Below are 12,545 nucleotides of genomic sequence, written 5' to 3' on the forward strand. Positions count from 1 at the left end.
CGGTGCCCGACCACGCCGAGAGGATCGAGATGACGACCATGACCAATGACCGGACCGAACCGGATGCGATCGGCCACCTGATCGCCGGCGCGACCGTGCCGGGCACGCGCACCTTCGAGGTGCACAATCCGAGCCGCCGGGCGGAGGTGGTGGGGGTCGTCGCCGACGGCACGGCCGTCGATGCCGCCGCCGCCGTCGACGGGGCCACGGCCGCCGCCCCCGGCTGGGCGGCGACGTCCGTGGCCGATCGTGCCGAGCGCCTGCGCCGGATCGCCGACGCCATCGACGCGCACGCCGAGCGGCTGATCGACCTCACCACTCGCGAGAACGGCAGCGTCGTCGGCACCATCCGGCGCGAGGTGGCGGGCGCCGCCGAGGCCTTCCGCGCGGTCGCCGACTACCTGCCGCGCGTGCTGGAGCCGAAGACGGTGCCCGGAGGCCTCGGCGACGAGTTCGTCCGCGTGGAGCGCCGCCCGTACGGCGTGGTCGCCTGCGTCGTGCCCTGGAACGCTCCGGTGCTGCTCACCGCCAACAAGATCGCTCCCGCGATCGCCGCCGGCAACGCCGTCGTGCTGAAGCCGTCCCCGTTCGCGCCGCTCGGCGTGACCCTGCTGGGAAGCCTCGCCGCGGCGGAGCTGCCACCCGGTGTCGTCAACATCGTCAACGGCGATGCCGAGGTCGTGCGCGCTCTGCTCGACGACCGGCGTGTGCGCAAGGTGTCGTTCACCGGCGGCGGCGCCACCGCCCGCCACATCATGCGGCAGGCGGCCGATGCGCTGCTGCCCGTGCACTTCGAGCTCGGCGGAAACGACCCCGCCGTGGTGCTCGAGGACGCCGACCTGCCCGCCACGGTCGACCGGATCGTGACATCGGCGTACCGCCGCGCGGGCCAGGTGTGCTTCGCCACGAAGCGCGTGTACGTGCCGCGAGCCATCGCGGACGAGTTCCAGCGGCTGCTGATCGAACGGGTCGGCGCCATGACCGTCGGCGACGCGCAGGACGAGCGCGCCGCGATGGGGCCTGTGAACAACGCGGGGCAGCTCGAGCGCCTCCAGGGGCTGATCGAGCGCACGCGCGCTGCCGGTCGCGACGTGCGTGTGCTGGGTGCGCCCCTCGATCCCGAGACGTGGGACGCCGGAAACTTCCTGCTGCCCGCCGTCGTGCTCGACGCGCAGCAGGAGGACGAGATCGTGCGCGAGGAGCAGTTCGGCCCCATCCTTCCCGTGGTGGTGTGCGACAGCGAGGAGGAGGCCATCGCCCTCGCCAACGACACCGAGTACGGGCTCTGCTCGTCCGTGTGGTCGCGCTCCCGCGAGCGGGCGCTCGATGTCGCGGGGCGCATCGAGGCCGGCACCACGTTCATCAACAACGCGATGTTCTCGGAGACGGGCACGCGCGAGATCCCGATGGGCGGATGGAAGCAGAGCGGCATCGGCTGGGAGGGGTCACCGCACGGCATCGAGGAGTACCTCCAGTTCCACAGCATCGACGCGCAGGCCCTGCCGACGCCGGGCGCGGCATGAGCGGGTCGGAGCGACCCGCCGGCTCGCTGGTCATCGATGCGCTTCGGGACGCCGGCGTCACGCACCTGTTCGCGAACTTCGGCAGCGACCACCCCGCGATCATCGAGGCGCTCGCCGCAGACCGGGAACGCGGGATCGACGGCCCCCGGGTCATCCTGTGCCCGCATGAGTACACCGCGCTCAGCGCGGCGCAGGGGTATGCCGCCGTCACGGGCCTGCCCCAGGCGGTGTTCGTGCACACCGACGTGGGGACGGCGAACCTCGGGGGCGCGGTGCACAACGCCGCGCGCTCGCGCGTGCCGGTGTTCATCTTCGCGGGGCTGACGCCCTACACCCTGGAGGGCGAGCTTCCCGGCGGCAGGAACACCTTCGTCAACCACCTGCAGGATGTGCCGGATCAGCATGGACTGGTGCGTCCCTATGTGAAGTGGAGCTACGACCTCCGCACGGCCGCCAACGCGCCGCAGGTCGTGCACCGCGCCCTGCAGATCGCTCGCAGCGCGCCGGCGGGCCCCGTGTACGTGACGGGCGCGCGCGAGGTGCTCGCCGAGCGCGCTCCGCAGCCCGACGTCGCGGTGCGGCGGTGGCAGCCCGTCGCGCCCGCCCCGGCTCCGGACGACATCGCCGACGAGATCCTGGCGGCCCTGGCCGGCGCCCGCCGTCCGGTGGTCGTGACGACCTACCTCGGCCGCGACCAGGAGTCCGTCGCGCTGCTGGTGCAGCTCGCCGAGCGACTGGGACTCGCCGTGGTCGAGCACAACGCCGAGGCGGTCAACTTCCCGCGCTCGCATCCGCTGCACGCGGGCGACGACCCTCATCGCGCGATCGCGGATGCGGACGTCGTGCTCGCGATCGGCACCGCCGTGCCGTGGGTGGATGTCGTGGGCCGTCCGGATCCGGATGCCACGGTGTTCTTCGTCGACGAGAACCCGCTCCAGGAGTCGCTTCCGCTCTGGTACGTGCCCGCCGACAGGTTCGTGCGGGCGGACAGCCGGCTGGTGCTCGAGCAGCTGCTGAGCCGCTGCCCCGCCGCACCGGATGAGGCCGCCGCCGCCCGCGCCGACGCCTTCGCCGCCGAGCACCGCGCCCTGCACGAGGGCTGGGACCAGGAGTCCGCGGCCGACGTCGCTGCCGGGCGCCTGACGGCGGCGAGCATCGCGCGGACACTGAGCGAGCTGCTCGACGACGACGCGGTGGTCGTGAACGAGGCCATCTCCGTCGCCCCGACCGTGTGGCGGCATCTTCCCCGGGACCGGCCGGGAACCATGTACGCCAACGGCGGCACGTCGCTGGGCTGGTCGGGAGGCGGCGCGCTGGGCGTCAAGCTCGCGGCGCCCGAGCGCACGGTCGTCGCCATCATGGGCGACGGCACGTTCTTCTTCAGCGCACCGGCGTCGTCCGCGTGGATCGCCGACCGTTACGCCCTCCCGGTGCTGACGGTCGTGCTCGACAACGGCGGCTGGAACGCCACCAAGCGCAACCTCGAACGGATCCACCCCGACGGCGCGGCTGCCCGCACCGACCGCTACTGGGTCAACCTGCAGCAGAGCGCCGACTACGGCGGGGTCGCCGCCGCGGCGGGCAACGCCTGGGCGGCGACCGTCGTTGCGTTCGACGACCTCGAGAGCGTGCTGCGGGAAGGGCTCCGGCAGGTCGAGAACGGAACGCCGGCGGTCGTGACGGTGCGCATGACGCCGATCTCCCGCCAGCCCGAGGAAGCATCCGCGGTCGACCTCGCCGCAGAAAGGCCCTGACCATGACACCGACCGACGAGCACCGCCCGTACCTCCGCATCGCGACAGAGGAGGCCTGGGCGCCCACTGAGATGATCGACCTGTACCGCAGGCACCTGTCCGAGGGCACGATCGCCGACATCGGGTTCCACAGCCTCATGGGCTACTTCCTCGGCTCCGCGCACCCCCAGCCGCGCGCCGTGGTGGAGCGCCTGCATGCCGCCGCGGAGCGACGCCTCGCCGACATGGACTCGGCGGGCATCGACCACCAGGTCATGGCGCTGACCGCACCGGGTACCCAGGTGCTGGACGCCGAGGAGGGCGCCCGCATCGCGCGCATCGCGAACGACCGCCTCTCCGAGCTCTGCCGAGCGCATCCCACGCGGTTCTCGGCGCTCGCGGCGGTGTCGTACGAGGACGTCGACGCGGCTGTCGCCGAGCTGCGCCGCGCCGTGCGGGAGCTCGGCCTCAAGGGCCTCATCCTGAACGACCACATCCGCGGATCGCACATCGACGACCCTCGTTTCGCTCCGCTGCTCGCGGCGCTGGAGGAGCTCGACGTGCCGCTGTACCTGCACCCGAACACGCCGCCCGACCGCATGATCGAGCCGTACCGCGAGGCCGGCCTCGACGGGGCCGTGCACGGGTTCGGGGCCAGCGCCGGGCTGCACCTGCTGCGCATCATCACGTCGGGCATCTTCGACCGCCATCCGCGGCTTCGCCTGGTGGTCGGCCACCTCGGCGAGGGGCTGCCGTTCTGGTTGCACCGCATCGACCATATGCACGCCAAGCAGGTCGCCTCCGGCCGCTACGAGCGCATCAAGCCGCTGCGGCAGCCGCCGTCCGAGTACTTCCGCACCAGCATCTGGCTCACCACGTCGGGCATGCCGTGGGCTCCGGCCATCCTGTTCACGCGCGACGTCATCGGCGCCGACCGCGTGATGTACGCCATGGACTACCCGTACCAGTTCGACGCCGCGGAGGTGCAGGCGCAGGATGCGCTGCCGCTCAGCGACACGGAGAAGGCCGACTTCTTCGAGAACATCGCGCGCCGCGTATTCCGGCTGGAGTTCTAGACCGAGGGGTGCGGGAGGCCGGCGGCGTCCGTCACAGCGTCGCGCGGATGAGGGGCACCGGGAAATTGGCGGCCCGGATGGGATCGAGGCGCTCGTCGGTGATGCCGGCGGTGAACGATTCGAGTCCGAAGCACTTGAACAGGGCCTCGCGACCGAACTTCGAGCTGTCGGCCACGAAGAACGACGCGCTCGCGATCGAGAGCATGGTGCGCTTGAGTTCGAGCTCGTAGCTCGAGGTCGAGTAGAGGCCATCGTCCATGACCGTGTCGCAGCCGAAGACCGCGACGTTCACCCGCAGGGTCTGCAGCTGCTGCACCGAGGTGGGCCCCCACATCGACACGTCGTTGGGCAGCAGCTCGCCGCCGATGAAGACGAGGTTGGCGGTCCGCTTCTCTGCGATGACCATGCCGATCTGCAGGTCGTTCGTCACCACGGTCACCCGCGAGCTGGAGAGGTGACGGGCGACCTCGAGCGTCGTCGTGCCGCTGTCGAGCAGCACCGTCTGTCCGTCGAGGATCCGATCCGCCATGGCCTTGCCGATGGCCACCTTCTCGCGGCGATGGAGGGTCTCCTTCAGATCGAAGGGGGCGTCGGTCTGCCGCACGGGCAGCGCACCGCCATGCGTGCGCTGCACGAGATCGCGCGCTTCCAGCTGCTCCAGGTCTCGGCGGATGGTCGACGGGGTCACGTCGAACGCGTCCGCGAGCGTCGTGACGGACTGGAAACCCTGTTCAACCAGCAGTTCCACGATCTGAGCCTGGCGCGACACTGCGACTCCTCCCCCTGGACTCGCACAAGCATATCGCGCGTTATGCGTGCTTTCGCGCATTACTTCGCGCGAAAGGCAGACTCTTTTGCGCGAAAGTGATTGACGTGGTGCGCGATTGCCAGCTAGATTCGCGCCAAGCCACGCCCGAGAGAGGCACCCGCTCGCGGCGACGATCGCACCCCGGCGATCAGGCCCTCAGATCACAAAGGAGTGGACATGAAGCGAAAGAGCCCTGCGATCGCACTGCTCGCCACCACCACCGCGCTCGTCCTCGCGGGCTGCGGCACGACGGCCGGCACGCCCGAGCAGAGCGGCGCCACCGGCGGCGGCGGGGGCGGGAGCGCCGAGGGCGCCTACGTCACGGTCGTGAAGGCGACCGGCATCGGCTGGTTCGACCGCATGGAGGTCGGCGTCGACGAGTGGGCCTCCGAGACCGGCATCGACGCCCGACAGGAGGGCCCGGCGGAGGCCACCAACGAAGGCCAGGTCGACATCATCCAGAACCTCATCGCCCAGAAGCCGGTCGCGATCACGGTCGTCCCGAACGACGTCGCCGGCGTCGCGTCGGTTCTCGCCGATGCCCGCGACGCAGGCATCATCGTGGTCACGCACGAGGCCGCCGGCATCGACAACGCCGACATCGACATCGAGGGCTTCGAGAACAAGGCGTACGGCGCCCAGATCATGGACAACCTCGCCGAGTGCATGGGCGAGGAGGGCGGATACGTCCAGTTCGTCGGGCGCCTCACCAACGGCTCGCACAGCGAGTGGGTCGCGGGCGCGCTGGAGAACCAGGAAGACAACTACAGCGACATGACGCGCCTCGAGGACCCCATCGAGTCCGAGGAGAACGAGGAGGTGGCCTACAACAAGGCCAAGGAGCTCCTCGCCAAGTACCCCGACATCAAGGGCTTCCAGGGTTCGGCGGGAACCGACGTCGTGGGCATCGCCCGCGCCGTGGAAGAGGCGGGCAAGACCGACGACGTCTGCGTCATGGGCACCTCGATCCCGTCGGTGGCCGGCAGCTACCTGGAGTCGGGCGCGATCGACAAGATCTTCTTCTGGGACCCGGCGCTGGCAGGCAAGGCCCAGCTCGCCATCGCGAAGATCCTCGCCGAGGGCGGCACCGTCGAAGAGGGCACCGACCTCGGCGTCCCCGGGTACGAATCGCTCGTCAAGCTCGAGGGCTTCGACAACGTCTTCGCCGGTGACGCCGGCGTGGCCGTCGACGCCTCGAACGTGGCCGAGTACGACTTCTGACCCGATCCGCCGCTCGCGCGGGGGCATGCCGACGCGCATGCCCCCGCGCCAGGCACGAAAGAAGGACGAGATGGGATCCGCACACGCGGTCCTCGAGGTGAGGGACGTCGTCAAGACCTATGGCGGAGTCCGCGCGCTCGGGGGCGTCTCCCTGGCCCTCGAACCGGGTGAGGTCCACTGCCTCGCGGGCGAGAACGGCAGCGGCAAGTCGACCCTCATCAAGATCATCAGCGGCGTCGAACGCCCCGACTCGGGCGTGCTCGTGATCGACGGCCACACGCTCTCGCACACCACGCCGAGCGACGCCATCCGGGCGGGAGTGCAGGTCATTTACCAGGACTTCTCCCTGTTCCCGAACCTCACGGCGGCCGAGAACATCGCGATGCTCGACGAGCTCGCGGCCCGCCGACGGCTCTCCTCGCGCCGGCGCATCCGCGCGGCCGCGCAGCGGGTGGTCGAGACCCTGGGGCTCGACATCGATCTGGACGCCGACGTCGCCGAGCTCTCGGTCGCGGATCGCCAGCTCATCGCGATCTGCCGCGCACTCGTCGGCAGCGCGAAGGTGCTCATCATGGATGAGCCCACCACGGCGCTCACCCATTCCGAAGTGCGCCGACTGTTCTCGGTCGTGAGACGCCTGCAGGAACGCGGTGTCGCGATCATGTTCGTCAGCCACAAGCTCGACGAGGTGCTGCAGATCTCGCAGCGCGTGACCGTGCTGCGCAACGGCGAAGTGGTTGCCTCGGGCCCGGCCTCCGCGCACACGGCCCGATCCATCGCGAAGGCGATGACCGGTCGCGACATCAGCGACGAACGCATCGTGCAGCCGCTGGCGCCCGATGCCGCGCCGCTGATGGTCGTGAACGGCCTCGGGCGCAAGGGGGCGTTCAGCGACGTCGACTTCACGCTCTCCTCCGGGGAGATCCTCGGCATCACGGGCCTGCTCGGATCGGGACGCGGTGAGATCGCCGACGCGATCTTCGGTGTCGCGCCCGCTGACACCGGCACCATCGCGGTGAGCGGGCGGCAGCACACCATCCGCTCGATCGCCGATGGCGTGCGCGCCGGCATCGGCTACGTCCCGGAAGACCGGCTCACGCAGGGCCTGTTCCTCGAGAAGTCGATCGCCGACAACATGGTCGCCGCCTCACTCGACTCGTATCGCACGCGGGCCCGGCTGCTCGATCGCCGCCGGATCTCGGGCTCGATCGCCGAGCTCTTCGCACGGCTGCGCATCAAGGCGCCCCACGTGCAGGCGCCCGTGCGCAGCCTCTCGGGCGGCAACGCCCAGCGCGTGGTGATCGCCAAGTGGCTCGACCGCAACCCCGCGGTGCTCATGCTCAACGGCCCCACAGTGGGCGTCGACATCGGCTCCAAGGAGGAGATCTTCGCGATCCTCCGCGCGCAGGCCGCGCAGGGCACCGGGATCATCGTCATCTCCGACGACATCCCTGAGCTGGCCGCGAACTGTCACCGCGTGCTGATCGTCCGGTCGGGTCGCATCGTCGCCGAGCTCGCGGGCGACGAGATCGACGTCGACCGCATCGAGGAGAGGATGACGGCCTGATGGACACGCTCCGCCGCCTGCGCGGTGCCAACAACGAGGGCGTTCTCGTCGCGGTCATCCTCGTCGTCGTCATCGCGATGGCGCTCGCCAGCCCGGCGTTCTTCACCCCCTCCACCTTCTTCGGCCTCGTGCGCAGCTCGCTCGTACCGCTTGTCTTCGCGCTCGGCGTGCTGCTGATCATGATCTCCGGCGGCATCGACGTCTCCTTCCCCGCCATCGCGATCTTCGCCGCGTACACCACGGTCGCGTGGTCCACAGAGGCGAGCTTCGATCCCACCCTGGTGGGGATCTTCGCGATCGCGCTGCTGATCGGAGCCGCCTGGGGCCTGCTGAACGGCCTGGTGATCGCCCGCTTCCGCCTGCCCACCCTGATCGTCACGCTGGGCACACAGGGCGTCATCAAAGGCATCCTGCTCACGTACATCGGCTCGACCTACATCTCGGCGGGCAGGCTCCCCGCCAGCGTCGGGGACGCCGGCAACGCCCATCTCGTCGACATCCCGGGCGCCGGATACCTGCACGGCATGATGGTCCCGGTCGTCGTGATCGCGCTCCTGGTCTGGTGGATGCTCACGTACACGACGTTCGGGCGGAGCGTCTATGCCATCGGCGGCGACATCGAGGCCGCGCGGCGCGTCGGCATCAAGGTCGTCCGCACGCAGGTGCTGCTCTACGTGCTCGTCGGCGCCCTGGCCGCCTTCGGCGGAGTCGTCTACGTCATCCTCGGGCGCAACGCCAACCCGCAGACGCTGGTCGGCACCGAGCTCGACATCATCGCGGCCGTCGTGCTCGGCGGTGCGTCGATCTTCGGCGGCCGCGGCTCCGTCGGCGGCACGGTGCTCGGGGTGCTGCTGGTGCAGCTCATCAACAACAACCTCGTGCTGATCGGCATCCCCAGCACGTGGCAGCGAGCCGCCGTCGGCCTGCTGCTCATCATCGGCGTGAGCGTCCAGGCGCTCGCGGCCGTCCGTCGCCGACGGCAGCCCGTCGTGATCGAGGAGGAGGTGGGCGCAGCATGAGCGAGCCGACCAGCCTGAAGGACGCCGGACGCCGGCTCGACAGCGGATTCAGCGGAATCGTCTCGCGGATCCACGTGCAGCGCGGCACGGGCCGCATGATCGTGCTGCTCGTCGTCACGTTTGCGCTCTTCGCGATCCTCAACCCGGGGGTGTTCCTCAACCCCGTCAACCTGCAGAACATCGGCGTCGCCGCACCGGAGATCGGCATCATCGCGCTCGCCATGATGATCGCCATGCTCACCGGAGGGATCGACCTCTCGGTGGTGGCGATCGCCAACGTGGCCGCCATCACCGTCTCGTCCCTCTTCACGGCGATCTCCACGGGAGCAGGGCCCGAGACAGCGGAGGCACTGGCGGTTCCGATCCTGCTCGCAGGACTCCTGGCCGGCGCGCTCCTGGGAGCGGTGAACGGCATCCTGATCAGCGTCGTCGGGGTGACCCCCATCCTGACCACGCTCGGCACCATGCAGCTGTTCAACGGGATCGCGCTGGTCTGGACCGGCGGCGTCACGATCTCCGGCGCTCCGTCGCTGCTGGCGACGATCGGCAAGGCGACCCTGATCGGCGTGCCGGCGCTGTTCCTGATCCTCCTGGTCGTGGCAGCGCTCCTCGCCGTCCTCGTCGACCGCACGCCGCTGGGCCGCAAGATCCAGCTGCAGGGCGCCAATCCCGTCGCCGCGCGGTACTCCGGCATCAGCGCACGATCGACGCTCATGCTCACGTACGTCGTGAGCGGGCTGCTCGGAGCCGTCGCGGGGCTCATCTTCCTCGCCCGCAGCCCCTCTGCGAGCGCCGATTACGGCTCCAGCTACGTGCTGCTGGCCATCGTGATCGCCGTGCTCGGCGGCACCAATCCGAACGGCGGCTTCGCGACCGTGCTCGGCGTGCTGCTGGCGACGCTGACGCTGCAGGTCGTCTCCAGCGGCTTCACGGCGCTGCGGCTCTCCGCCTACGAGTACGCCATCGCACAGGGCGTGCTGCTCATCGCCGTCATGGTCTTCGACCAGCTCGACTTCCGACGCCGCCGGGTGCGCTCAGCTCCGGCGACCAGCGAGACGGTGGCCATCGCCACCCAGAACCGAAAGGACGGCACACGGCCGTGAAGAAGATCATCAACGCGCCGGAGGCGTTCGTCGATGAGTTCGTCGAGGGCATCCTGCTCGCGCACCCGGACCTGGTGAAGACGCCGGGCGACGACATCCGCATCCTGGTACGGGCGGACGCGCCTCAAGAGGGCAAGGTCGGCATCGTGACCGGCGGGGGCTCGGGCCACCTGCCGTTGTTCAAGGGGTACGTGGGTCGCGGTCTCTGCTCGGGCGTCGCGATCGGCAACGTCTTCAGCTCCCCCAGCTCCGATCAGATCTTCCAGGCCACCAAGGCGGTGGACGGGGGCGCCGGCGTGCTCTACCTGTACGGCAACTACGGCGGCGACGTGTTCAACTTCGATCTCGCAGCCGACCTCGCGGAGCTCGAGGACATCCCGACTCGGACGGTGCTGGGACGGGACGACGTCGCCAGCCAGCCGAAGGAGCGCAAGCAGGATCGTCGCGGCGTCGCCGGCATCATCTTCGCCTACAAGGCCGCCGGTGCCGCGGCCGAACGCGGAGACTCGCTGGACGAGGTCGCCGCCATCGCAGAGGACGTCATCGAGCACACCGCCACGATGGGCATCGGACTCGCCCCGACCATCCTGCCGACGACCGGGAAGCCGAGCTTCGAGCTGCCCGACGGCGAGATGGAGATCGGCATCGGCATCCACGGCGAGCCCGGGACGCGCCGCGGGCCGCTGGAGACGGCGGATGAGATCGCAGAGCACATCGTGGACGCGCTGATCGATGACCTCGGGCTGGCCTCCGGCGCCCGCGTCGCCGTGCTGGTCAACGGCCTGGGCGCGACGCCGCTGGAGGAGCTCTACGTCCTCTACCGCAAGGCCTTCCAGGTGCTGCAGGATCGCGGCATCGAGATCGCCAAGACCTATGTCGGGGAGTACGCCACCAGCCTCGAGATGGCCGGCGCGTCGATCTCCCTGCTCGAGCTCGACGACGACCGCCTGGCGCTCCTCGAGGCGCCCGCCAGGTCGCCGTTCTTCCAGGAGGGCTGACATGGACGCCAACGAACTCAACGCGCGGATCCGCGGAAGCCTCGCGATCCTGGTCGACTCCGCTGACGAGCTGCGCGACCTGGACCAGGCGCTCGGCGACGGCGACCTCGGCATCACGATCTCGGCCGGCTCCGGCGCTGTCATCGCGGCGCTCGAGGACCTGCCCGACGATGCGACGCCGACCGACGTCGCGCGTGCGAGCGCCAAGGCGTTCGCGAACGCCAACCCTTCGACCATGGCGGCGCTCGTCGCCGGTGCTCTGCTCGCCGGGTCGCGCACGTGGGCCGATCGCAGCGACATCACCGTGACGGACGCGCAGCGTTTCGCCGCCGCGGCGGCGGCGAGCATCGCCCAGCGCGGCAAGACGCAGCTCGGAGACAAGACGATCTACGACGGTCTCGCGGCCGTCGCCGACGCGCTGGCCGACACAGGCGATGACGACGCCGCCGCCGCGGCCGACCGCGCGATCGCCGCCGCGGCGTACGCGGTGGAGAGCACCAAGGATCTCCAGTCGCGCCGTGGCCGCGCCTCGTGGCTTCAGGAACGCAGCATCGGCATCCCCGATCCGGGCGCCACCGCGCTGCTGCGCTTCGTCGAGGCCTGGAAGGCCGCCTCCGGCCGGCCTGTCGCCTGACGCGCCCACACGACCCACTCCCACGCAAGAGATAGAAGAAGGCGGTAACACCCCGTGAGCACCTGGCTCGACGAAGTCTTTCCCGTGACGAAGCCGATCATCGGCATGTGCCATCTGCCGGCGCTGCCGGGAGACCCCGGCTATGACCGGACGGCCGGAATGGCGGCGATCGTGGAACATGCGCGGCGGGAGATCGCCGCACTGCAGGACGGCGGAGTCGACGGCATCCTGATCTCCAACGAGTTCAGCCTGCCCTACCTCACGCAGACCGAGCCGATCACCGCGATCTCCATGGCCCGCGTGATCGGCGAGGTCCGCGACGAGATCGCGGTGCCGTTCGGCGTCAACGTGCTGTGGGACGCCGTGGCATCGATCGATCTCGCGGTCGCAACGGGCGCGTCCTTCGTGCGCGAGGTGTTCACGGGGGTGTACGCGAGCGACTTCGGCCTCTGGAACACCAACGTCGGACGCACGGCACGGCACCGCCTGGCGGTGTCGGGCGGCGACGTGCGGCTGCTGTTCAACATCGTCCCCGAGGCGGCAGAGTATGTGGCGGACCGCGACATCGCGCAGCTCACCAAGTCGACGGTCTTCAACTGCGTGCCGGACGGGCTCTGCGTCTCGGGCCTGACCGCGGGCGCGCCGACGGACACCTCGACCCTGAAGATCGTGAAGGAGCACGCGGGGGACGTCCCGGTCTTCGTGAACACCGGCGTGCGCCCGGACACGATCGCGGAGAGCCTGCGCTTCGCGGACGCGGCGATCGTCGGCACCTTCTTCAAGAAGGACGGCCGCTTCGAGAACGACGCGGAGTCGGCACGCGTGGAGGAGCTCATGAGCGTCGTGAGGAGCGTCCGCTGAGC

11 protein-coding genes are annotated in these 12,545 nt (G+C 70.0%); 10 read left to right on the forward strand and 1 reads right to left on the reverse strand.

Going from position 1 to position 12,545, the window contains the following annotated elements:
* The first annotated feature begins 29 nt into the window (after positions 1–29).
* From ABTW64_RS11310 to ABTW64_RS11320, 3 genes are read left to right on the forward strand one after another with little or no spacing between them, the layout of a single operon-like run.
* A complete protein-coding gene (locus ABTW64_RS11310; protein ID WP_350622407.1) occupies positions 30–1,523 on the forward strand; it encodes an aldehyde dehydrogenase family protein in 1,494 nt (497 codons plus the stop codon).
* Positions 1,520–3,277 (forward strand): thiamine pyrophosphate-requiring protein, encoded by a 1,758-nt coding sequence (locus ABTW64_RS11315; protein ID WP_350622409.1) that lies wholly within the window; start codon positions 1,520–1,522, stop codon positions 3,275–3,277. The genes ABTW64_RS11310 and ABTW64_RS11315 overlap by 4 nt, the downstream gene beginning before the upstream one ends.
* Positions 3,278–3,279: 2 nt before the next feature.
* A complete protein-coding gene (locus tag ABTW64_RS11320; RefSeq protein WP_350622411.1) occupies positions 3,280–4,332 on the forward strand; it encodes an amidohydrolase family protein in 1,053 nt (350 codons plus the stop codon).
* Positions 4,333–4,363: 31 nt separating this feature from the next.
* Here ABTW64_RS11320 and ABTW64_RS11325 read toward each other — a convergent pair whose 3' ends face one another.
* Positions 4,364–5,161: a DeoR/GlpR family DNA-binding transcription regulator gene (locus ABTW64_RS11325; RefSeq protein WP_350622412.1), complete on the reverse strand. Its 798-nt coding sequence runs from the start codon at positions 5,159–5,161 to the stop codon at positions 4,364–4,366.
* A gap of 156 nt (positions 5,162–5,317) precedes the next feature.
* Here ABTW64_RS11325 and ABTW64_RS11330 point away from each other — a divergent pair, with 156 nt between their 5' ends.
* The 7 genes from ABTW64_RS11330 (at position 5,318) to ABTW64_RS11360 (ending at position 12,543) form a co-directional block, all read left to right on the forward strand.
* Entirely contained in the window at positions 5,318–6,361 is a 1,044-nt protein-coding gene (locus tag ABTW64_RS11330) for a substrate-binding domain-containing protein (RefSeq protein WP_350622414.1), read from the forward strand.
* A 70-nt stretch (positions 6,362–6,431) separates the two neighbouring features.
* Positions 6,432–7,928: a sugar ABC transporter ATP-binding protein gene (locus ABTW64_RS11335; protein WP_350622416.1), complete on the forward strand. Its 1,497-nt coding sequence runs from the start codon at positions 6,432–6,434 to the stop codon at positions 7,926–7,928.
* Complete coding sequence (locus ABTW64_RS11340; protein ID WP_350622418.1) at positions 7,928–8,947, forward strand: ABC transporter permease; 1,020 nt, start codon at positions 7,928–7,930, stop codon at positions 8,945–8,947. The genes ABTW64_RS11335 and ABTW64_RS11340 overlap by 1 nt, the downstream gene beginning before the upstream one ends.
* Entirely contained in the window at positions 8,944–10,050 is a 1,107-nt protein-coding gene (locus tag ABTW64_RS11345; RefSeq protein WP_350622420.1) for an ABC transporter permease, read from the forward strand. The genes ABTW64_RS11340 and ABTW64_RS11345 overlap by 4 nt, the downstream gene beginning before the upstream one ends.
* Positions 10,047–11,048 carry a dihydroxyacetone kinase subunit DhaK gene (locus tag ABTW64_RS11350; RefSeq protein WP_350622422.1) on the forward strand — a complete coding sequence of 334 codons (1,002 nt, stop codon included), beginning with the start codon at positions 10,047–10,049 and terminating at the stop codon, positions 11,046–11,048. The genes ABTW64_RS11345 and ABTW64_RS11350 overlap by 4 nt, the downstream gene beginning before the upstream one ends.
* Position 11,049: 1 nt before the next feature.
* Complete coding sequence (locus tag ABTW64_RS11355; protein WP_350622424.1) at positions 11,050–11,682, forward strand: DAK2 domain-containing protein; 633 nt, start codon at positions 11,050–11,052, stop codon at positions 11,680–11,682.
* 54 nt (positions 11,683–11,736) lie between these two features.
* Positions 11,737–12,543 carry a BtpA/SgcQ family protein gene (locus tag ABTW64_RS11360; RefSeq protein WP_350622426.1) on the forward strand — a complete coding sequence of 269 codons (807 nt, stop codon included), beginning with the start codon at positions 11,737–11,739 and terminating at the stop codon, positions 12,541–12,543.
* The last annotated feature ends 2 nt before the right edge of the window (positions 12,544–12,545 follow it).

The organism is Microbacterium sp. NPDC096154 (assembly GCF_040302945.1).
GTDB lineage: Bacteria > Actinomycetota > Actinomycetes > Actinomycetales > Microbacteriaceae > Microbacterium.